The following is a 20,411-nucleotide window of genomic DNA, read 5'->3' as shown; positions in this document are numbered from 1 at the left end:
GTGCCGGCCAGTACAGCGCCTCAAGTGCCTCCCCAGAGCGCCCAGCCCGCCCCCGGGACCGAGGGCGGCACCACGCCCGCGCGCAGCCGGGGGGCCGACACCCGGGCCCTCACCCAGGTCCTGTTCGGCCGGCTCCAGGGGCTGGAGCCGGGAAGCGCGGAGCACGGACGGGTGCGGGCGGCGCTGATCGAGGCGAACCTGCCGCTGGTGCGGTACGCGGCCGCGCGGTTCCGCAGCCGCAACGAGCCGATGGAGGACGTCGTCCAGGTCGGCACCATCGGCCTGATCAACGCCATCGACCGCTTCGACCCGGGACGCGGCGTCCAGTTCCCCACGTTCGCGATGCCCACCGTCGTCGGCGAGATCAAGCGCTACTTCCGCGACAACGTGCGCACCGTCCACGTACCGCGCCGGCTGCACGAGCTGTGGGTCCAGGTCACCGGCGCCACCGAGGACCTGACGACCGCTCACGGGCGCTCCCCCACCACGGCCGAGATCGCCGAGCGGCTGAAGATCTCCGAGGACGAGGTCCTCGCGTGCATCGAGGCCGGGCGCTCGTACCACGCGACCTCCCTCGAAGCCGCCCAGGAGGGCGACGGGCTGCCCGGACTCCTCGACCGGCTCGGCTACGAGGACCCCGCCCTCGCGGGCGTCGAGCACCGCGATCTGGTCCGCCATCTCCTCGTACAGCTGCCCGAACGCGAGCAGCGGATCCTGTTGCTGCGCTACTACAGCAATCTGACGCAGTCCCAGATCAGTGCCGAACTCGGAGTCTCCCAGATGCATGTGTCAAGACTCCTGGCCCGAAGTTTTGCCCGACTTCGATCCGCAAACAGGATCGAGGCATAACCAGAACGGGTAGACCGTTCCTGGAGCCGGAAGGCGGCCCGAAATGCCGCACACCCCTTGTTAACTGCGCAGACTCCCCCTTGACTTGTCGACATGTCACTACAGCGTGTTGCCGACATGTGACATTCTGCGGGAACCGCGTTTGCCGCAGCCTCCCCTCCGGTATTCAGGTGGAGGCAGCGTTCCTCCGATGGTCGCGGCCACCGCGACCGTCCGCGACCTCAAGGGGGTGGCATGTCCGCAGAACAGGGCAGCTCGAAGGTGCTCACGCTCACCAAGAGCGCACCCGCACCCGTTGCGCTCACCAGCTCGTCGGAAGCCATCGACACCCGTACGCTGTCCCGCTCGCTGTTCCTGCGGCTGGCCACGCTGGGGCCCGCCCCGGGGCCGGACGGCGTGGACAGCCCGGAGCGCGCCTATGTGCGGGACACGCTCATCGAGCTCAACCTGCCCCTGGTGCGCTACGCCGCCGCCCGGTTCCGCAGCCGCAACGAGCCGATGGAGGACATCGTCCAGGTCGGCACCATCGGCCTGATCAAGGCGATCGACCGGTTCGACTGCGAACGCGGCGTGGAGTTCCCGACGTTCGCGATGCCCACCGTCGTCGGCGAGATCAAGCGGTTCTTCCGCGACACCTCCTGGTCGGTGCGGGTGCCGCGCCGGCTCCAGGAGCTGCGGCTCGCCCTCACCAAGACCAGCGACGAGCTGTCCCAGAAGCTCGACCGCTCGCCGACCGTCCCGGAGCTGGCCAAGGCGCTCGGCGTCTCCGAGGAGGACGTCGTCGACGGCCTCGCCGTCGGCAACGCCTACACCGCCTCCTCGCTCGACTCGCCCTCCCCCGAGGACGACGGCGGCGAGGGCTCGCTCGCGGACCGGCTGGGATACGAGGACACGGCGCTGGAGGGCGTCGAGTACCGCGAGTCCCTGAAGCCGCTGCTCGCCAAACTCCCGGCCCGGGAGCGGCAGATCATCATGCTCCGCTTCTTCGCCAACATGACCCAGTCGCAGATCGGCGAGGAGGTCGGCATCTCCCAGATGCACGTCTCGCGCCTGCTCACCCGCACGCTCGCCCAGCTCAGGGAAGGTCTGATCGCCGACTGACCCCCGTCCGCACATCCTCCCGTCCGCCCGCGAGGGGCGGCGGGGGGTTCCTCATTGACGGTCCGTCAGACAGACTGTTCTGATGCGACGTCAGATATTGGGTCCTTCCGGCCGCCGGGGCACCGCGCTCGTCGCCTCGGCGGCCGTGCTGTGCCTGGGCGGCGTCCTGACGGGCTGCGGCGACGGGAAGGGCGGCGGCGGCTACACGGCGGTCGGCGCGGCCGGAGCGGGCGGCGGAGGGCCGTCCCCGGGCGCGGGGGCGCCCTCGGGCGAGGTCACGCTGATCCCGCTGGACGGGAAGCGCGCGGGCGGTGGCCGTCCGGGTGCCTCGCCGGACGGCGGAGGTCCGGGACCCTCGGGGAGCGCCGACGGGTCGGGGGGCGCGGGGGACGGCACGCGCGCTTCAGGGGGCGCGGGCGGGCCCGGAGCGGGTTCCGCACGGTCCGGCGGGTCCGGAGGCGCCGCGTCCGGGTCCGGGGGCGGCACGGGGCCCGGTGCGGGCGCGGGTCCGGGCGGCGGCGCGGGGGCCGGCGGTGGTGACGGGTCCGGAGGGGCCGCGAGCGGCGGCGGGGGCGGTGGTTCCGGCGGGACCGGGGCCGGCGGTGATTCCGGTGGGGCCGGAGGTCCCTCGCCGTCCGTGCCGGGGCCTGCCGCGCTGGAGGTCGGGGAGCCGGTGCGGGCCGCCGCGGACGTGCGCTGGTGCGAGAAGGTCACCGTCGGGTTCCGCAACACCGGCGGTACGGAGGTCCGCTCGGGCACCGTCACCTTCGCCACGCACATCATCGGCGGGCTGGGCATCGACTGGGCGACCCGGGAATCGACAGCGCCGCTCCCCGCACCGATCGGCGCGGGGGCGACGCGGAAGGAGACGTACACCGTCTGCGTGGACGCCTGGCGGGTGCCCCTGGGCATGCGGATCGAGACCCGGGACGTGACCGCCGACTGGAAGTGACGGGGGAAGGGCGGCGACCGGACGGTCAGCCGAGCGCGAGCCAGGCGACGGCGCCGAGCACGACGATCACACCGATGACGGCGGCGATCAGCCCGGTCCGCGAACCGGACGCCGGGGCGGCGGCGGTCTGCTGCCGGCGCTGCGGCTCGCCCTCGTCGACGAAGGCGCGGAACATCTGGGTGCTGCCCGCCGGGTCGTAGTTGCCCTCGGGGCCCTGCGGGGCGTGGGGATTGTGTGCCATGGGCCAGGACCCTAGCGAACTCGGCGGTACGACCCAACCCCCGGGGCCACGCGGGAGAGAGAAGGGGAGTACCTTCTTCCGGCTCTCGCCCCGGCCCCCGGGGCGCCCCGGCCGCCGTCACCCGAGTGGCGCACGCCACATCCGCCTCTCCCGTACGGCACACGCTGGGCGTTTGACCGACGCCCTACGGAGCCTTTTGCGTTCCTTTACTTCTGCAAGCCCCTTTTCGTTTGCCTGCAGCAACCAACGGCTTCTATGGTTGCCCTAAGCAACAAGATGGTCGTGACGAGAAGCCGGAGGTCCCGTGGCCGCGCGAGGTGGGTACGAGGAACTGGCCCGGCAGCTCAGCGCCATCGGGGCCGTGAAACGCGGGCTCGGACGCATCCTTCCGGCGGAGTGCCCCGGAGGGTCCGCGGCCGTCCTGGCCCTGCTGAACCAGCACGGTGAGATGCGGATCAGCAGACTGGCCGAACTGCTCGACGTCGACATGTCGGTGACCAGCCGGCACGTCGCCCATGTCGCGGAACGCGGCTGGATCGAGCGGTCCCCGGACCCCGCGGACAAGCGCTCCCGGATACTGCGGCTGACCCCCGCGGGCCTGGGCGTGCTCGCCGACCTGAACGCGCGGACCACCGAGATGTTCGCCCACCACCTCCAGGACTGGTCCGACGAAGAGGTCGGACAGCTCAACACGCTGCTGGCCCGGCTGCGCGACAGCTTCTCCTGTCGCGGCTCCGGCGGGTGCGCCCCCGGACGGCACAGCGGCGACTGCCGCCACCGGCAGACGGACAGCGACGGCTCGTACACCCGTACACCCGTGTAACAGAAGCAAAGACAAGGAACTCAATGGCTACGACCACACCAAGCGGTGTGCGGGGCGGCCACGCCAAGCACGGAGGACACGGATCCTCCGACGGCGCGCCGATGACACACCGGCAGATCATGGAAGCGCTCGCCGGGCTCATGCTCGGCATGTTCGTCGCGATCCTGTCGTCGACCGTCGTCTCCAACGCCCTTCCGGAGATCATCTCCGACCTGGGCGGCGGACAGAGCGCGTACACCTGGGTCGTCACGGCCTCGCTGCTGGCCATGACGGCGACCACCCCGCTGTGGGGCAAGCTCGCCGACCTGTTCAGCAAGAAGCTGCTGGTCCAGATATCCCTGGTCATCTACGTCGCGGGCTCGGTCGTCGCCGGTATGTCGACCAGCAGCGGCATGCTGATCACCTGCCGGGTGATCCAGGGCATCGGCGTCGGCGGTCTCTCCGCCCTCGCCCAGATCGTGATGGCCGCGATGATCGCCCCGCGCGAGCGCGGCCGCTACAGCGGCTACATCGGCGCGGTCTTCGCCGTCGCCACCGTCGGCGGCCCGCTGCTCGGCGGTGTCATCACCGACACCAGCTGGCTCGGCTGGCGCTGGTGCTTCTACGTCGGCGTGCCCTTCGCGGTCATCGCCCTGATCGTGCTGCAGAAGACCCTGAAGCTCCCCGTCGTGAAGCGGGACGTCAAGGTCGACTGGACCGGTGCCTTCTTCATCAGCGCCGCCGTCTCCCTGCTGCTCCTCTGGGTCACCTTCGCCGGTGACAAGTACGACTGGCTGTCCTGGCAGACCGGCGCGATGCTGGTCGGTTCGCTGGTCCTCGCGCTGCTGTTCGTCTTCACCGAGTCCCGGGCCAGCGAGCCGATCATCCCGCTGCGGCTCTTCCGCAACCGGACGATCACCCTCGCCTCGCTCGCCTCGCTGTTCGTCGGCATCGCGATGTTCGCCGGAACCGTCTTCTTCAGCCAGTACTTCCAGCTGGCGCGCGGCAAGTCGCCGACGATGTCCGGTGTGATGACGATCCCGATGATCGCCGGTCTGTTCCTCTCCTCGACCATCTCGGGCCAGATCATCACCAAGACGGGCCGCTGGAAGGCCTGGCTGGTCAGCGGTGGCTTCCTGGTCACGGCCGGTCTCGGGCTGCTCGGCACGATCCGCTACGACACGACGTACTGGCACATCGCGGTCTTCATGTTCGTGATGGGTCTCGGCATCGGCATGATGATGCAGAACCTGGTGCTCGCCACGCAGAACCAGGTGGACCCCTCGGACCTCGGCTCCGCCAGCTCCGTCGTCACCTTCTTCCGTTCGCTCGGTGGTGCCATCGGGGTCTCGGCCCTGGGCGCCGTCATGGCGAACCGCGTCACCCACTACGTCAAGGAAGGGCTCGCCGACCTCGGCCCGCAGGGCGCGGCCCTCGGCCACGGCGGCACCGGCGGCGGGGGCATCCCCGACCTGGACAAGCTGCCCGCCCCCTTCCGTACGGTCATGGAGGCCGCGTACGGCCACGGCGTCGGCGACGTCTTCCTGTACGCCGCCCCGGCCGCGCTGGTCGCCTTCCTGATCACGCTCTTCATCAAGGAGGTCGCGCTCAAGACGAACGCGGTCAGCGAGGTCCCGGCCGAGACCAAGGCCGAGGTCACCGCCCCCGTCGAGGCCGCGGTCCTGGCCGAGGTCCCGTCCGGTGCGGCCGCCACGGTCGCCGAGGGCGCCGCGGGCGTCACCGCCGTCGACACCCTGGAGGAGACCGCCGCGGCGGCCACCGCCGCGGGCACCGCGGTCCGCGGTGTGGTGCGCGGGGCCGAGGGGGCGCCCGTCGCCCAGGCCGCCGTCACCCTGATCTCGCTGGGCGGCCGGCAGCTGGGCATCTCGGTCGCGCAGGCCGACGGCTCGTACGCGGTCGACGCCCCGGGCGCCGGCAGCTACGTCCTGATCGCCTCCGCCGACGGCTTCCAGCCGCAGGCCTCCACCGTGGTCGTCGCGGACGAGCCGCTCGCGTTCGACATCCTGCTGGCCGGCACCAGTGGCCTGGCCGGGACCGTGCGGTCCGCCGACGGCGACACCCCGGTCGAGGACGCCATGGTCGTCGTGACCGATGTGCGCGGCGACGTCCTGGCCACCGGCAAGTCCGGCGAGAGCGGCGAGTTCGCCTTCGGCGAGCTGGTCCCGGGCACGGTGACCGTCGCGGTCAACGCGGCCGGATTCCGCCCGCTGGCCCTGCCGGTCGAGGTCGGCGGCCAGGGGATCACCCGGGTCGACGCCTCGCTCCAGGCCGGTGCGCTGGTCCAGGGCGTGGTGCGGGCCGGGGCGGACCACCGTCCGCTCCCCGACGCCCGGGTCACGCTGGTCGACGCGGCCGGCAACGTGATCGCCACCTCGACGACCGGGGAGGACGGGGCGTACGCCTTCACCGACCTGGACGCGGGCGAGTACTCGGTCGTCGCGACCGGCTACCCGCCGGTGGCCGACTCCCTGACCGTGGCCGGCGAGGGAGTCGACGGCCACGACATCGAGCTCGCCCACCCGGGCGAGTGACCCGTCCGGGCAGCGGCCCGGACACGCAGGACCCCTGGCGGGACGGCGCTTCGAGCGGAGAGGCTGTCCCGGCCGGCGGAGAAATGGGCCCCGGCGGTGGGGACGGCAGGCAGGGGACGGCCTGCCGTCCCCGCCCCGGGGCCCGACTCATGGAGTGCCCCCGCGGTGAACCGGCGGGCGACTCATGGAGTGCTCCCTCCGGGGAACCGATGAGGGGGTGACTCGTGGAGTGTTCCTCCGGGGATCGGGCGGGGGCGACTCATGGGGTGCTTCTCCCGGTCGACGGGCGGGGCACGAGCAAGGAGAGAGAGAACGGGATGGGACTTCGCGCACAGGTACGCACCCGGGACGGCTGGGCGGTCCAGCACGCCGTCGTGACGGTCACCGACATGACCGGGACGCAGGTGCTGCGGGCCGCGGCGGACGAGGACGGGGCGGTGCGCGCCGACACCCCGCTGCCGGCCGGCGCGTACACCGTGATCGTCACCGCGGTCGGGTACGCGCCCGCCGCCTCCACGGCCCTCGTCACGGCGAGCGGCACCGTGGAGACCGGCACGGTCGTGCTGGCCCGGCAGGGCGGCGTGGAGCTGCCGCCACCGGGCGCCTGGTCGCTGGATCCCGCGCACTGCACGGTGGGCGCGGTCGCCCAGCACCTGGGGATCTCCAGCGTGCGCGGCCGGTTCACCGACTTCAGCGGCCGGATCGAGATCACCGAGGACATCCAGCACTCCCGGGTGGAGGCCGTCATCGACGCGGCCAGCATCGACACCGGCAACGGCATGCGCGACAAGCACCTGCGTTCGCCGGACTTCCTCGACACCGAGCGGTTCCCGCAGATCACCTACCGCTCGTCCGGGCTCACCCCGGCGGGCCCGGACCGCTGGACCGTGCACGGCACGCTGTCGCTGCACGGCGTGGAGCGCCCCGTCGACCTGGACCTCAGCTACCTCGGCACCGGCCCCGACCCGTGGGGCGGGGTCCGCGCGGCGTTCGGCGCGACGGCGGAGCTGCGCCGCGAGGACTTCGCGATGAACTACAACCAGGTGGTCCAGGCGGGCATTTCGGCGATCGGCACCACGCTGCGGGTCGAGCTGGACATCCAGGCCGTGCAGGGGGAGACCCTGCCGGCCGCCTGAGCGGACGGCGCGGGGCCGGGGGCGGGGGCGCCGGGGGCACGGAGCCGCCACCGCCGTTCCGGCCCGCCCCGGACGTAGGGTCGGTCGCATGGCATCCAACATCGCGACCAACACCGCCGTGGGACTCGACGAGTTGCTGGCCTTCGTACGGCCCCGGCACCGGGCGATCCTGCTGACCACCCGGTCCGACGGCCGTCCCCAGGGCTCCCCGCTCACCTGCGGCGTCGACGACTCCGGCCGCATCGTCGTCTCCACGTACCCGGAGCGGGCCAAGACCCGCAACGCCAAGCGGGACGAGCGGGTCAGCGTGATCGTCCTGTCCGACGAGTGGAACGGGCCCTGGGTCCAGATCGACGGCACGGCCGAGGTGATCGACTCCCCCGACTCCGTCGAACCCCTCGTGGAGTACTTCCGGAACATCTCGGGCGAGCACCCGGACTGGGACGAGTACCGGGCGGCGATGGTCAAGCAGGGCAAGTCGATCATCCGGATCACCCCGGAGCGCTGGAGCCCCGTCGCCACCGGCGGCTTCCCCGCCCGTCTGGCCCCGGGCAGCTGACCGCCGTGCCCGTTCCGCTCCCCCGCCCCGCCCTGTCCGTGCCCCTCCCCGGCCCCGGTGTGCTGGACCGCGCCCGGCTGCTGGCCGGTCCCGAGGTCGGTCCCGGGGCCGCCGCCGCCCTGGAGCGCGCCGCCGGACGCCCGGTGGAGCGCGGCGGTGCGCCGGACGGCGGTCCGTACGTGTACGTGGGGGCCACGCTGCCCGAGGCGCTGCGCGGGGACGGGCTGGTCTGGTTCCACAGCGTCAACGCCGGTACGGACGCGCTGCTGGACGCCGGTCCGTGGCCGCCGGGCGCGCTGCTGACCCGGACGGTGGGGCTGATGGGCGAGCGGATCGCCCAGTACGTGCTGGCCTGGGTGCTGGCCGAGTGCCAGTCCGTCACGGAGTTCGCCGCGCAGCACGCGCGGGCCGAATGGCGCCGCATCCCCTCCGAACCGGCCTTCGGGCGCACCGCCGTCGTCCACGGCACCGGCCGCATCGGCTCGGCCGTCGCCGCGCTGCTGCGCGCCTGCGGCATCCGCACGGTGGGCGTGGTCCGCACCCCGCGCGCGGTGCCGCCCGGCTTCGACGCCACCGTCGCACCGGACGAACCGGTGGACGCCCGCTGGGTGGTGGCCGCGCTGCCGCTGACGGCGGGGACGGACGGGTACTTCGGGGCGGACCGGTTCGCGGCGATGGGCGGGGCGACCTTCGTCAACGTGGGGCGCGGTGCGACCGTGGACCTGGAGGCGCTGGCGGCGGCGCTGGACGCGGGCACGGTGGGGCGCGCGGTCCTCGACGTCCTGCCGGACGAGCCCGCGCCGCCGGACCACCTCTGCTGGCGGCTGCCCCGTACGGTCGTCACCTCGCACTCCGCGGGCATCACGGCCGACGAGGACGTGATCACGGACTTCACGGCCTGTCTGCGGGAGCTGCGCGCGGGGCGGGTCCCGGCGCTGGCGGTGGAGCCGGGGCGGGGGTACTGATCCCGGGGCCGTGCGGCGGTCGCTACGCGTACCGGGCGCGCATCGCGTCGATGCCCGCGATCAGCAGGTCGAGGGCGAAGGAGAAGTCGCGTTCGTACATCTCCTCCACGGTGTCGCCGCCGCGGGCGGCGATGAGGTCCCGGACGCCGTCGACGGCCGGGCCGAGCTGCGGCTGGTCCTGGACGGCGGCCATCGCCCGCCGGAACCAGGCGTCCTTGCTGAGCCCGGCCTCGGCGCTGCGCTGCCCGAACCGGCCCTCGACCGTGCCGAATCCGTACACGAACTGGAAGACGGCCGAGAGCGCCCCGGCCTGCCGCTCCCGGGGCAGTCCGGTGGCGCCGATGGCGTCCTGGACGGCGTGGGACATGCGGGTGGCGTGCGGGCCGCAGTTGAGGAAGGTGCCGGCGAGCGGGGAGACCCAGACGTGCCGGACGAGGAGCCCCCGGTAGGCCCGTGCCAGGGCGCGCAGCCGGGGCTCCCAGGGGGCTTCCGGGGGCGGGGCGGCGATCTCGCCGTAGACCCGGTCGAGGGCCAGTTCCAGCAGGTCGTCCTTGGTGTCCACGTACCAGTAAAGGGACATCGCCGTGACGTCCAGCCGGGCGGCGAGCCGGCGCATGGAGAGCTTCGCCAGGCCCTCGGCGTCCAGCAGCCGGACCGTGGCCTCGGTGATCCTGTCCCGGTCGAGCCCGGCGGGGCGGTCGGACCTGCGGGTGCGCGGGGGCGGCCGGTGGGTCAGCCACACACTGGTACGGGCGGGGTCCTTCGCGCGGTCGGCCGCGGACACCATGGCGCACTCCTCGTCTCACCGGCGGAACGCACCGGCGACACGCCTCCGCCGCAACAAGCGGAGCAGTCTGGTCCGGTACGTCCCCGATGCTATGCCGCTGCCGGTGCCGTGACCGGCCTGTGCCGATTCTCCTGTACACCACACGGTCATGTCGCGGCGATGTCCGGCGCGGCCGTGCGCGGTACGGTGCGGCGATCGCTGTTCCGACAAGGACTGGAGTGGTATGTCACTGCGTCGTCGTACGGTGGAAGTCCTGCTTGCCGCGGGCCTGTTGGGGGCCGCACTCGCACCGCCCGCGAGCGCCGCCGGGCACGGCCCGGGGCAGTCGGTGCCGCTGCGCGTGGCCACGTACAACATCCATGCCGGGGCCGGCATGGACAACGTCTTCGATCTGGACCGGCAGGTGGCCGCGCTCCGCGCGCTCGACGCGGATGTCATCGGGCTCCAGGAGGTCGACGTCCACTGGGGCGACCGCAGCCAGAACCGCGATCTGGCGGCGGAGCTGGCCGAACGGCTGGGCATGCACGTGTCGTTCGCCCCCATCTACAGCTTCGATCCGGTGGCGGAGGGCGGTCCGCGGCGCGAGTTCGGCGTCGCGGTGCTGTCCCGGTACCGGATCGTGAGCGCCGAGAACCACGATCTGACCCGGCTCTCCACGCAGGACCCGAACCCGGTCCCGGCGCCCGCGCCCGGCTTCGGCGAAGTGGTGCTCCGGGTGCGCGGGCTGCCCGTCCACGTCTACGCGACGCATCTCGACTACCGGGGCGACCCGTCGGTCCGCACCGCCCAGGTCGCCGACACCCGCCGGATCATGGCCGAGGACCGGGCGCGGACGCGGGGGCCGGTGCGGCAGATCCTGCTCGGCGACTTCAACGCCGCGCCCGCCGCGCCGGAACTGGCCCCGCTCTGGCAGGAGCTGACCGACGTCGAGCCGGGCGCGCCCACCTTCCCGGCGCAGAGCCCGGTGCAGCGCATCGACTACGTGGCGGTGTCCACGGGCACCGTGCGGGCGCGCGACGCGGCGGTGCCCGAGACGCTCGCCTCGGACCACCGCCCCGTCGTCGCGGACCTGGAGCTGCGGCGCTGAGTCCGGCCTGCTCCGGCGCTCAGCCGCTCTTGGGCCGGGTCAGGTCGTAGAACGTGGCGCTGCCGGCGGTGACCTCGGTGAAGTTCTCCTCCACCCAGGAGGAGATCTCCGACGAGCTGCCGCTGCCGCCCATGCCTCCTCCTCCGCCGCCCATGCCGCCGGAGACGAAGTAGTGGATGCGGCCGTCCTCGACGTACTTCTTGAACTGGGAGAGCGTCGGGGACGGGTCGCTGCCGTTGAAGCCGCCGATCGCCATCACGGGGTCGCCGGTGGCGAGCTGGTAACTGGCCGCGTTCTGCGAGCCGATGGCCGCGGCGGCCCAGGTGTAGTCGTCCGCGTTCTTCTCCAGCAGCTTCTTGGCCTCGGAGCCGACGGACGCGCCGTTGAGCAGGCCGCCCATGCCGCCTCCGCCGCCCATGCCTCCGCCGCCGAAGCCCTCGCCGCCGGCCATGCCGGGCGGACGGCCGGTCTGGCCCTGGCCCTGGCCCTGATTCTGGCCCTGGCCTTGGTTCTGGCCTTGGCCCTGGTTCTGGCCCTGGTTCTGGCCCGGCGGGTTGCCGGTGGGGGGCTGGCCCATGCCGCCGCCCTGCTGGGTGCCCTGGCCGCCCGGGGGCCGCATGCCGCCTCGGCCACCGCCGCCGCCGGGGCCGCCGCCGGGACCGCCCATGCCCCCGCCGGAGGGGCCGGCGGTGACGATGGAGCCCTGGTGGCCCGTGTTCAGGGTGCTCAGGCTGTACGCCGTCGGGGCGGCGAGCGCGGCGGCGAGGCCGACGCCGACGGTGAGGAGCGCGAGCCGGCGCCCGAGGTGGGACACGAAGAGCAGGCCCAGCGCGGCGAGGAGTCCGGCCGCGAGGACGGCCGGCCGCAGCCAGGTCAGGTAGTCGGAGGTGCGGCCGAGGAGCACGTACGCCCAGCAGGCCGTGACGACCGAGGTCACGGCGAGGGTCGCACCGGCCCACCAGCGGGCGCGTTCCTCCCAGAGGACGGTGGAGCCCATGCCGATGAGCGCGGCCAGGTACGGGGCCAGGGCCACCGTGTAGTACTGGTGGAAGATGCCCGCCATGAAGCTGAAGACGAGGGCCGTCATCAGCAGCGAGCCGCCCCAGGCGAGGAACGCCGCCCGTGCGGTGTCCGTGCGCCGGGCCCGCCAGGTCAGCCAGACGCCCGCGACGAGCAGGATCAGCGCGGCGGGCAGCAGCCAGGAGATCTGGCCGCCGATCTCGGAGTTGAACATCCGGGTGAGGCCGGTCTCGCCCCACTGCCCGCCGGAGCCGCCGCCCGGACCGCCCCCGCCGCCGACACTGCCGGTCTCGTCGCCGTTGATCCGGCCGAGCCCGTTGTAGCCGAAGGTCAGCTCCAGGAACGAGTTGTTCTGCGAACCGCCGATGTACGGGCGGGAGGAGGCGGGCCACAGTTCGACGATCGCCACCCACCAGCCGCCCGCGACGAGCACGGCGAGCGCGGACAGGCCGAGCTGCCCGAACCTCTTGCGTACGGGGACCGGTGCGAACACCGCGTACAGCACGGCCAGCGGCGGCAGGATCAGGAACGCCTGGAGGGTCTTGGACAGGAAGGCCAGACCGACCGCCGCACCCGCCCAGACCAGCCACTTCGTGCGGCCGTGCTCCATCGCGCGCAGCACGCAGTAGACCGTGACGGTCATCAGCAGCGCGAGGAGCGCGTCGGGGTTGTTGAAGCGGAACATCAGCGCGGCGACGGGTGTCAGCGCGAAGACCGCCATCGTGATCAGCCCGGCGGCGGCGCTGAACCGGCGGCGCACCGCCGCGTACAGCACCCCGGCCGTCGCCGTGCCCATGAGCACCTGCGGGGCCAGGATCGCCCAGGAGCTGAGCCCGAACACCCGCACCGACAGGGCCATCGGCCAGAGCGTGGCCGGGGGCTTGTCGACGGTGATGGCGTTCGCCGCGTCGAGCGAGCCGAAGAAGAACGCCTTCCAGCTGCGGCTGCCCGCCTGCACGGCGGCGGAGTAGAAGGAGTTGGCGTAGCCGGACGCGCTGAGGTTCCAGAAGTACGCCAGCGTGATGGCCAGCAGCAGGACGAGGAAGGCCGGGCGCACCCAGGGGGCGTCCTCCTCCCTGCCGCGCCAGACGCGGCGGGGCAGGGGCTGTCCGGCCCGTGCGTGCCCCGGGGGCGTGTCCGGCCGGGCCGGCGCGTAGGCGGGGTCGAGCGTGGTCATCGGGCGTTCCTCGGGTCGGGTGCGGTTTCGGTGGAGGGGGGTGCGGGAACGGTGGCGGGGTTTGTCATGGGGTGTGCGGGGTTTGCCTGTTCGCGGTCCGGGAAGGCCGGTGCGGGACCGGCGGCGTGCGCGGGGTTTCCTCGGTCGCGGTCCGGGAAGACCCAGGCGCGGAAGAGCAGGAAGCGCAGCACGGTCGCGGCGAGGTTGGCCGCGATGAGCACCGCCAGTTCGGTGGAGTGCGCGGGGGAGGCGGAGGCCGCTCCCAGGGCCGCCAGGGAACCGGCGGTGAGGGCCAGGCCGATGGCGAAGACCACGAGGCCCTGCGCCTGGTGGCGGACGGCGCCGCCCCGGCCGCGTACGCCGAAGGTGAGCCTCCGGTTGGCGGCGGTGTTGGCGACGGCGGAGACGAGGAGCGCGCCGCCGTTGGCGAGCTGGGGGCCGGCGCCGAGCCGGAAGAGGGAGTACAGGGCGAGGTAGAAGAGGGTCGACAGGGCGCCGACGACGCAGAAGCCGACCAGTTGGCGGGCCAGCCCGCCGGGGACGCCCCCGATCGCGCGGTCGCGCGGATCGTCGCCGAAGGGCCGGGCGAGCCGGTCCAGCGGGAGCGAGCCGACGGCGAGCGCCCGCCCCACCCGCCATACGCCCTTCAGGTCGTCGGTGGCGGTCCGCACGAGGTGGACGGTGGATTCGGGGTCGTCGACCCAGTCGACGGGCACCTCGTGGATGCGCAGCCCGGCCCGTTCGGCCAGCACCAGCATCTCCGTGTCGAAGAACCACCCGGTGTCCTCGACCATCGGCAGCAGCCGCTGTGCGACGTCCCGCCGGATGGCCTTGAACCCGCACTGCGCGTCGCTGAACCGGGCGGCCAGCGACGACCGCAGGATGATGTTGTACGCCCGCGAGATGAACTCCCGCTTCGGCCCGCGCACCACGCGCGAACTGCGCGCCAGCCGGGAGCCGATCGCCAGGTCCGAGTGGCCGGAGATCAGCGGGGCGACGAGCGGGAGGAGCGCGTTGAGGTCGGTGGACAGGTCCACGTCCATGTACGCGAGGACCGGGGCCTCCGACTGCGACCACACCGTCCGCAGCGCCCGGCCCCGCCCCTTCTCCTCCAGCCGCCACGACCGCACCCCGGGCAGCGACCGCGCCAGCCGCTGCGCCACCTCGGGCGTCCGGTCCGTACTGGCGTTGTCCGCGACCGTGATCCGGAAGGCGTACGGGAAGGTCCGCGCCAGATGGTCGTGGAGCCGCAGCACACACGGTTCGAGGTCCTTCTCCTCGTTGTAGACGGGTACCACCACATCGAGCACGGGTGCACCCGCGGCACCACCCGCCCCGGCCAGGAGGTGGTCCCGGGCCGGCAAGGTGCTCCAAGGACTTTCGGTTCGCATGCCATCGACCGTCGCCAACGGCGCTGTCACGGGTGTGTGGCGTGGCTGTGGTGCGGCTGTGAGTGGTCCCGCGCCCGCCGAAGCATGTGTGACGAGCGCCACACGCACCGATGGCTCCCGGGGAGCAGCTTTCCGTGGCGCGGGGGCCGTCTGGGGGGTGGACAGGACGCAAGGGTCTGTCTGCTCCGGCCCCGAGGGGCCGGACGCCGGTGCTGTTCGACCCACAGGAGTTCATCGATGACATCCCTCGACTCGCGCCGCCGGAAGCGCGGTTGGCCGGCCGGTGCCGTGTGCGCGGCCGTCCTCGCGACGGGTGCGGGCGTGGCGGTCGCCTCGTCCGTGAGCGCGGCGCCGCTCGCGGCCACTCCCGCCGTCGTCTCCCACCCGGCGGCCGCCCCCACCGGTTCCGTGCGGGTGGTGACGCCGGGCGAGCGGATCTCCGTCGCCGGCCGCACGCTGTGGCTCACGCCGAAGGGCCTGAACGTCTCCGCGCCGTCCTCGGCCACGCCGAGCGGCCTGAACGTCGCGGAGGTGCTGCCCGGGAAGGTGGCCACGCTGAGCCAGGGCGACGCCTCCGGTGCTCTCTGGGCCGGGATCTACCGGGGTCCGGTGACGTCGACGACCAAGGTCGCCCTCACGTTCGGGACCCGCACGCTCCAGGCCAAGGTGGTCACGCCGGCCGGAAAGCCCGGCTGGGGTGCGTACTACGTCTTCGACGCGAAGGGCGCGGCGGGCGCGAAGCCGTCGATCAGCGTCCGCAGCCGGTGACCGTTGCCGCCGCCGCCCCGGGGGAGCGGCGGCGGCAGCCACCGCTCCTCTTCCCGCCGTCCGACTTCTTCCCCGCCGAGGTTCACCGTGACAGACACCGAGGGCACACCGCAGGCCGCCCGGACGCCGGACCTCGGCGCGGCCGGATGAGCCGGAGCCGCGCCCAGGACGACGAGTTCCAGCGCTTCATGACGGCCCGGTGGCCCAGCCTGCTGCGTACGGCGTACCTGCTGACGGGCAGCCACCACGATGCCGAGGACCTGGCGCAGAACGCGTTCGCGCGCGCGTACGTGAAGTGGGACCGGGTCCGGCACAGCGACGACATGGCCGCGTACGTACGGCAGATCATGGTCCACGCCCACGCCGACCGGTTCCGCCGGCGGGCGGTGCGCGAGTGGTTCACCGCCCGTCTGCCGGAGACCCCGGTGGCCGACCAGACCGCCCGTGTCGACAGCCGCGACGCGATCGTCGACGCGCTGGGCCGGCTGCCGGTCCGGCAGCGGTCCGCGGTGGTGCTCTGCTACTTCGAGGACATGAGCCATGCCCAGGTCGCCGCGGCCCTGGGCGTCCGGACCAGCACCGTCCGCAGCCAGATCACCCGGGCCCTGGCGAGACTCCGGGAGGACGGCGTGCTGACCTCCCTGGCCCGGCGCCCCGCGCCGCCCCCGCCCACGCTCCGCCGCCCCGTCCCGCACCCCGTCCCGCAGAAGGGAGCCGTCCGATGAACCACGACGACGACCTCGCCACCGCGCTCAAGCGGGCGGCCGCCGGCCTCCCCGTGGGCCCCGCCCCCGTGGACACGGCCGTCCACCTGGGCCGGGCCCTCCGCCGACGCCGCCGGGCCGCCCTCTCCACGGCCCTGGCCACCGCCGTACTCGTCCCCGCGACCGCCCTGGCCGCCCTCTCCCTCAACCCGTCCGGCTCCGGCACCCCCATGCGCCCCGCCGCCTCCGCGCCGGTGTCCGCGGCCGTACGCGTGGTCGCTCCGGAGCAGAAGATCGCACCGGGCCGGGAACACACGATGTGGCTGACGGACCGTGGCCTGTTCCTGACGGCCCCGAGGTCCCCGGCCTCCCCCGCGAAGCCGACCCTGGCCGTCGCCGACGTCCCCGAGGGGGACATCGGCTGCGTCGCGCGCACGGACCCCACGGGCGCCCTCCACACCTGCGTCTACCGGGGCTCCGCCGAAGGCGCCACATTCACCGTGACCGTCGCCGGCCGAACCCTGGACACCCGGACCGTCACGCTGGCCGGCCGGCCCGGCTGGGCCGCCTTCTACGCCGAGAGCCCCCGGCCCGAACCCCAGAGCCCGCCCGACCTCGTCATCACCGCCCGCGCCGCCGACGGCACGGTCCTCGCGTCGCTGACCAAGGCGGCGGGGAGCTGAACCCGTACCCGTTGCCCGCCTGCCGGGCCATGATCACCGGAGCGTGTTCGAGGCCCGGTACCCAGCGTTCAGGACCCAGCCCTCAGTGCCCGCCACGCGGCTCGAAGCAGCCCGATTCAATGAATCGCCCGTTGACGCTGACCTGGTAGTTCGTCGACTGCACGAAGGCGGTCACACAGGCGTCACGACCGACGTAGAGGGCGACGCCGGCACCAGGGTTGCTGCTGGACCCGTTGGCCCGCACGTCCAGCCTTCCAGGCCCCTCGCCGCTGCCCGCTTCTCCGCTGCCTGCCTCTCCGCTGTCCGCTTCTCCACCGTCCGGTCTCTTCTCGCGGTATCCGAGCTTCAGGAGTTCCACGCGGACGCTCTCGGCATCCCACTTCCCGGCCTTCCAGAGCCGCTTGAGAACGGGCTCGATACGGGCGGCCTCCGCGTGGGCGGCCTTCTCGGAGGCGGGGGTCATCTCCTTGGGGATCTTGAAGCCGTTGTTCTCCCGGTAGTGCGGGGCTCCGCCGTGTGCGTCGGGCTCCACGTTCCCCCGCGCGGGGCCGGAGGGTGCGGGAGACAGGCCGCCGCGGCTCGGACCGGCGTCGGACACCGACGTCCCCCCGGCGTGCTGCTGACCGCACGCGGTCAGCAGCAGGGCGGCGCCCAGGAAGAGGCCGGTGGCAACGCTGCGGAGTCTGGATATGCGCATGGAAGGAGCCTGCCCCAATGTCCGTGCGAACGGCACCCGCTCTCCGCAACGCGGAGCGGAACAGACCCCGTGGACAGCGGACCGGAATCCCCCGCGAGCGCCTACGCGGACGCCCACCCCGCCGTATTCGCGTGGGACTCGTAGCTGTAGCGGGTGCCCCGGTCCCATTCCTCGCCCGTGAGGACCCGGTACGCCTCGTCCGGCACGTAGAGCAGGGCCTCCGCCCAGACGAACTCCTCGGCATACGGGCCGAACCGCTCCGGATCCCCGAGCACGCGCTCGAACTCCTCCTGGCCGGCCGCCACGACCGCCGCCCTGGTGTAGAGGAACTGGTCGTCCGACAGCCCCTCACCGAACTCCCTCCGGTCCAGCCTGTACAGGGCCCAGGAGAGCTGCTCGGCAAAGCCGACGACATCGGCCACCGGCCCCTTCCCCAGGCGGGCCGTCAGCACGGCCGCGAGCTCGTCGCCGTCGGGGTCGGGGGCGGCGGGACGGCATGCCTCGATGAGCTGCCAGAAGTCGCGTTCGTTCATACGGGAAGCATGGCGGACGGGTCTGACAAACCGGGGCGCCGTACTGTCAGAGATAGAGCTGCCGTCCGCAGTCCCCGCAGTACGTCATGCCGCCACGCGCCTCGGTACGGCGGTGCTCGCACAACCCCGTCGCCACCATGCCGCTGTGGCCCTTGCTCGCCACCAACCCCTCCGGGGGCCGCATCACCGCATAGTCGCCGAAGTTCCTGCGGAACCGCCTGTGGCCCGTCTCCTGCGCGTGCCGGCGCTGCCACTCCTCCACAGGCTGGGGACAGTTGTACGTGGCCGAGTCCGCCCCGCACTCCGCCTCGGCGCCGGACACGCACCGCGCCGCGTACTCCGGCTCGGCCAGCGGGTCCTGCTCGACCGTGAACGGCACGTACCGGAAGGTGCGGCTGCTCACCGTGGCGCCTCCTGCCCCGAACGCACGGCGGCGGCGAGCGCACGGGCGGTCTCCACGTTGCAGCGGCCGAGGTCGACCAGTGGGACCGGAACGGAACCGGCGCAGGACGCGATGTCGAGCCCGAGGGAGGGAAGCTTCACGCCTGCGGCGGTGAGCGCGTCACGGAGTTCGTCGCGGACGCGCTCCGCGTTCCTGAGCGTGTTGTCTGCCGTCTGCGGTGTGCGTGCCGTATCCATGCCAGCTCCGAACCTTGATGTTCCACGAGTACTTGTGTCCCGGTGTCACCACCATGTCCAAATGAACGACTCAGGTACACGGAACGTGCGTAACCAAATACCCTTAGTGGACAGACTCGTGAGAGGCGGCCATGGCCATGGAGTTGGAGCCGGAAGGGGATGCCATGCCAGCTTCACCTGCGGGAATGCTGGCAGCCCGTGCGGCTCGCGCACGGGCCAGGCAGGGCCTCTCCTTGCGCGCACTCGCTGAGAAGCTCGGCTATCCGCACACGTACTTGAGCCGGGTCGAACGTGGGGAGCAGCTCCCGTCCGAGGCCCTGGCCAAGGTGCTCGATGACTTCTACGGAACGGACGGATTATTCACCGACCTACTCCTAGTTGCCGTTGCGGCTGAAGTCCCCGTGTGGGGGCGCAAGGTGCTTGAGGAGGAGAAGCGAGCAGCGCGTATCCAGACCTTCAACAGCAGTGTCATCCCCGGGTTGTTGCAGGTCGAGTCCTACACGTCCGCTCTCTTCACCGAGTCCATGCCCGGCAAGGACTCGGAACAGGTTGCCCTTCAAGTGGCGACGCGATCGCACCGTCGAGCTGTGCTGGATTCCGCCACACCCCCGATGTACTGGGCCATCATGGACGAAGCTGCTCTGCGTCGGCCGGTGGGCGGTCCCTCGGTCATGGCCGAGCAGGTCAGACACGTCCTTGAGGTGATCGAGAGCAACAGCGCGGTCAGGGTCCAGGTACTGCCCTTCTCCTGCGGGGTGCATCCTTTGATGGGCGGTAGCTTGAGCCTGCTCACCCTTCGGGACGGCGTGACCTTCGCCTACGTCGAGTCGTTCGCGTCCGGCACGTCTGTGGATGCCCCCGCCGATGTGCTGGAGTTGACGACGCTCCTGGACATTGCCCGGTCGAAGGCGCTCGACAGCCGGGACAGCTTGTCCATGCTGCACAAGTACCTGAAAGAGTATGAAGATGACGTTGACTCCTGAGGGGAACACGCAGCCCCCAGTCTGGGTGAAGAGCAGTTACAGCAATGGACAGGGAGGCGAGTGCATCGAGTGGGCGCCGGCACACGCCGCAGCCACCGGTGAGTTCCTGGTACGGGACAGCAAGACCCCCGATGCGCCGTTCCTACTCCTCTCCCGGCAGGGGTTCGCAGGGCTCGTGGAGTACGCCAAGTACCGCGGGTGACACACACCCCGATCCACCCAAGTGACCGGCCCCCGCCACACGGCGGGGGCCGTCCGTCTTCCTGTGGCGGCTGGCTGCTCCACCGATACCCACCAACAAGCAAGGAGAGCCAACGAAATGATCGAACGAGTCCGTGCCGTCCTCGTCACCCCCGACCGGACGATGCTGGTCATCCGCCGCACCAGGCCCGGCATCCCCGTGTACTGGGTCCTGCCCGGCGGGGGCGTCGAACCCAGCGACGAGTCACGCGAGGCCGCCCTCCACCGGGAGATCCATGAGGAGATCGCGGGGAAGGCCGACATCATCCGTCTGCTGCACACGATGGAGTCCGACGACGAGCGTCAGCTCTTCTACCTCGCCCGCATTGCGACGTGGTCCTTCGATGACCGCACCGGCCCCGAGTTCAGCGCCGAAGGCCGTGGTGAGTACGCGCTGGAGGAGGTTCCGCTGACCATGGGCGGGCTGGACGGCATCGACCTCAAGCCCGAGGAGATCGCGCATGTCCTACGGGGAGCGGTCAGGGCCGGAAACCTGGGAGCCGCGGTATCACCCTGAGCCGCCGCCGCTCGGCCTGCGCAGGTCC

Annotated in this window: 23 protein-coding genes; 15 read left to right on the top strand and 8 right to left on the bottom strand. The window is 72.4% G+C overall.

Going from position 1 to position 20,411, the window contains the following annotated elements; all coding sequences use genetic code 11:
- The 3 genes from ACZ4FH_RS02245 (at position 1) to ACZ4FH_RS02235 (ending at position 2,902) form a co-directional block, all read left to right on the top strand.
- Entirely contained in the window at positions 1-849 is an 849-nt protein-coding gene (locus ACZ4FH_RS02245) for an RNA polymerase sigma factor SigF (protein ID WP_383631890.1), read from the top strand.
- Positions 850-1,083: 234 nt separating this feature from the next.
- Positions 1,084-1,950: an RNA polymerase sigma factor SigF gene (locus tag ACZ4FH_RS02240; RefSeq protein WP_467301666.1), complete on the top strand. Its 867-nt coding sequence runs from the start codon at positions 1,084-1,086 to the stop codon at positions 1,948-1,950.
- Positions 1,951-2,587: 637 nt separating this feature from the next.
- Positions 2,588-2,902 (top strand): hypothetical protein, encoded by a 315-nt coding sequence (locus ACZ4FH_RS02235; protein ID WP_467301665.1) that lies wholly within the window; start codon positions 2,588-2,590, stop codon positions 2,900-2,902.
- 25 nt (positions 2,903-2,927) lie between these two features.
- Here the strand turns inward: ACZ4FH_RS02235 and ACZ4FH_RS02230 are convergent, their stop codons facing one another.
- The gene (locus ACZ4FH_RS02230) at positions 2,928-3,143 is read right to left on the bottom strand and encodes a hypothetical protein (protein ID WP_383631882.1); all 216 of its coding nucleotides are present in this window, start codon (positions 3,141-3,143) and stop codon (positions 2,928-2,930) included.
- Positions 3,144-3,447: 304 nt separating this feature from the next.
- Between ACZ4FH_RS02230 and ACZ4FH_RS02225 the strand changes: the two genes are divergently transcribed.
- The 5 genes from ACZ4FH_RS02225 to ACZ4FH_RS02205 all read left to right on the top strand — a co-directional run bounded on the left by ACZ4FH_RS02225 (position 3,448) and on the right by ACZ4FH_RS02205 (position 9,157).
- Positions 3,448-3,966, top strand: a complete 519-nt coding sequence (locus tag ACZ4FH_RS02225; RefSeq protein WP_383631879.1) for a MarR family winged helix-turn-helix transcriptional regulator — start codon at positions 3,448-3,450, stop codon at positions 3,964-3,966.
- A gap of 101 nt (positions 3,967-4,067) precedes the next feature.
- Complete coding sequence (locus ACZ4FH_RS02220) at positions 4,068-6,497, top strand: MFS transporter (protein ID WP_467301664.1); 2,430 nt, start codon at positions 4,068-4,070, stop codon at positions 6,495-6,497.
- Positions 6,498-6,814: 317 nt separating this feature from the next.
- Positions 6,815-7,633: a YceI family protein gene (locus ACZ4FH_RS02215; protein ID WP_467301663.1), complete on the top strand. Its 819-nt coding sequence runs from the start codon at positions 6,815-6,817 to the stop codon at positions 7,631-7,633.
- An 88-nt stretch (positions 7,634-7,721) separates the two neighbouring features.
- Entirely contained in the window at positions 7,722-8,192 is a 471-nt protein-coding gene (locus ACZ4FH_RS02210; RefSeq protein ID WP_467301662.1) for a PPOX class F420-dependent oxidoreductase, read from the top strand.
- A 5-nt stretch (positions 8,193-8,197) separates the two neighbouring features.
- The gene (locus tag ACZ4FH_RS02205) at positions 8,198-9,157 is read left to right on the top strand and encodes an NAD(P)-dependent oxidoreductase (RefSeq protein WP_467301661.1); all 960 of its coding nucleotides are present in this window, start codon (positions 8,198-8,200) and stop codon (positions 9,155-9,157) included.
- A gap of 22 nt (positions 9,158-9,179) precedes the next feature.
- Here the strand turns inward: ACZ4FH_RS02205 and ACZ4FH_RS02200 are convergent, their stop codons facing one another.
- Positions 9,180-9,944, bottom strand: a complete 765-nt coding sequence (locus ACZ4FH_RS02200) for a TetR/AcrR family transcriptional regulator (protein WP_467301660.1) — start codon at positions 9,942-9,944, stop codon at positions 9,180-9,182.
- A 223-nt stretch (positions 9,945-10,167) separates the two neighbouring features.
- On the opposite strand from ACZ4FH_RS02200, the gene ACZ4FH_RS02195 reads away from it, so the two are divergent.
- Positions 10,168-11,031, top strand: coding sequence for an endonuclease/exonuclease/phosphatase family protein (locus ACZ4FH_RS02195; RefSeq protein ID WP_467301659.1), 864 nt, complete (start codon positions 10,168-10,170; stop codon positions 11,029-11,031).
- Between the two features lie 19 nt (positions 11,032-11,050).
- Here ACZ4FH_RS02195 and ACZ4FH_RS02190 read toward each other — a convergent pair whose 3' ends face one another.
- Complete coding sequence (locus ACZ4FH_RS02190; protein WP_467301658.1) at positions 11,051-13,228, bottom strand: ArnT family glycosyltransferase; 2,178 nt, start codon at positions 13,226-13,228, stop codon at positions 11,051-11,053.
- Complete coding sequence (locus ACZ4FH_RS02185; protein ID WP_467301657.1) at positions 13,225-14,619, bottom strand: bifunctional glycosyltransferase family 2/GtrA family protein; 1,395 nt, start codon at positions 14,617-14,619, stop codon at positions 13,225-13,227. The genes ACZ4FH_RS02190 and ACZ4FH_RS02185 overlap by 4 nt, the downstream gene beginning before the upstream one ends.
- A 237-nt stretch (positions 14,620-14,856) precedes the next feature.
- Between ACZ4FH_RS02185 and ACZ4FH_RS02180 the strand changes: the two genes are divergently transcribed.
- The 3 genes from ACZ4FH_RS02180 to ACZ4FH_RS02170 all read left to right on the top strand — a co-directional run bounded on the left by ACZ4FH_RS02180 (position 14,857) and on the right by ACZ4FH_RS02170 (position 16,774).
- A complete protein-coding gene (locus tag ACZ4FH_RS02180; RefSeq protein WP_467301656.1) occupies positions 14,857-15,387 on the top strand; it encodes a hypothetical protein in 531 nt (176 codons plus the stop codon).
- Positions 15,388-15,533: 146 nt separating this feature from the next.
- Positions 15,534-16,112 carry a SigE family RNA polymerase sigma factor gene (locus ACZ4FH_RS02175; RefSeq protein ID WP_467301655.1) on the top strand — a complete coding sequence of 193 codons (579 nt, stop codon included), beginning with the start codon at positions 15,534-15,536 and terminating at the stop codon, positions 16,110-16,112.
- Positions 16,109-16,774: a hypothetical protein gene (locus ACZ4FH_RS02170; RefSeq protein ID WP_467301654.1), complete on the top strand. Its 666-nt coding sequence runs from the start codon at positions 16,109-16,111 to the stop codon at positions 16,772-16,774. Before ACZ4FH_RS02175 ends, ACZ4FH_RS02170 begins: the two co-directional genes overlap by 4 nt.
- 82 nt (positions 16,775-16,856) lie before the next feature.
- On the opposite strand, the gene ACZ4FH_RS02165 is transcribed toward ACZ4FH_RS02170, so the two are convergent.
- The 4 genes from ACZ4FH_RS02165 to ACZ4FH_RS02150 form a co-directional block, all read right to left on the bottom strand.
- On the bottom strand, positions 16,857-17,471 hold the full coding sequence (locus ACZ4FH_RS02165) for a hypothetical protein (RefSeq protein WP_467301653.1): 615 nt from the start codon (positions 17,469-17,471) through the stop codon (positions 16,857-16,859).
- 101 nt (positions 17,472-17,572) lie between these two features.
- Positions 17,573-18,004: a DUF4240 domain-containing protein gene (locus tag ACZ4FH_RS02160; RefSeq protein ID WP_467301652.1), complete on the bottom strand. Its 432-nt coding sequence runs from the start codon at positions 18,002-18,004 to the stop codon at positions 17,573-17,575.
- A gap of 46 nt (positions 18,005-18,050) precedes the next feature.
- Positions 18,051-18,407 carry a DUF7848 domain-containing protein gene (locus ACZ4FH_RS02155; protein ID WP_467301651.1) on the bottom strand — a complete coding sequence of 119 codons (357 nt, stop codon included), beginning with the start codon at positions 18,405-18,407 and terminating at the stop codon, positions 18,051-18,053.
- On the bottom strand, positions 18,404-18,643 hold the full coding sequence (locus tag ACZ4FH_RS02150) for a hypothetical protein (RefSeq protein ID WP_467301650.1): 240 nt from the start codon (positions 18,641-18,643) through the stop codon (positions 18,404-18,406). Before ACZ4FH_RS02150 ends, ACZ4FH_RS02155 begins: the two co-directional genes overlap by 4 nt.
- Before the next feature lie 131 nt (positions 18,644-18,774).
- Between ACZ4FH_RS02150 and ACZ4FH_RS02145 the strand changes: the two genes are divergently transcribed.
- The 3 genes from ACZ4FH_RS02145 (at position 18,775) to ACZ4FH_RS02135 (ending at position 20,383) form a co-directional block, all read left to right on the top strand.
- Positions 18,775-19,626 carry a helix-turn-helix domain-containing protein gene (locus ACZ4FH_RS02145; protein WP_467301649.1) on the top strand — a complete coding sequence of 284 codons (852 nt, stop codon included), beginning with the start codon at positions 18,775-18,777 and terminating at the stop codon, positions 19,624-19,626.
- A complete protein-coding gene (locus ACZ4FH_RS02140; RefSeq protein WP_467301648.1) occupies positions 19,610-19,828 on the top strand; it encodes a DUF397 domain-containing protein in 219 nt (72 codons plus the stop codon). Before ACZ4FH_RS02145 ends, ACZ4FH_RS02140 begins: the two co-directional genes overlap by 17 nt.
- Positions 19,829-19,945: 117 nt before the next feature.
- Positions 19,946-20,383: an NUDIX hydrolase gene (locus ACZ4FH_RS02135; RefSeq protein WP_467301647.1), complete on the top strand. Its 438-nt coding sequence runs from the start codon at positions 19,946-19,948 to the stop codon at positions 20,381-20,383.
- Positions 20,384-20,411: the final 28 nt, after the last annotated feature.

Source organism: Streptomyces sp. NPDC024555 (assembly GCF_055559335.1).
This window is presented reverse-complemented; position numbering and strand designations above follow the sequence as displayed.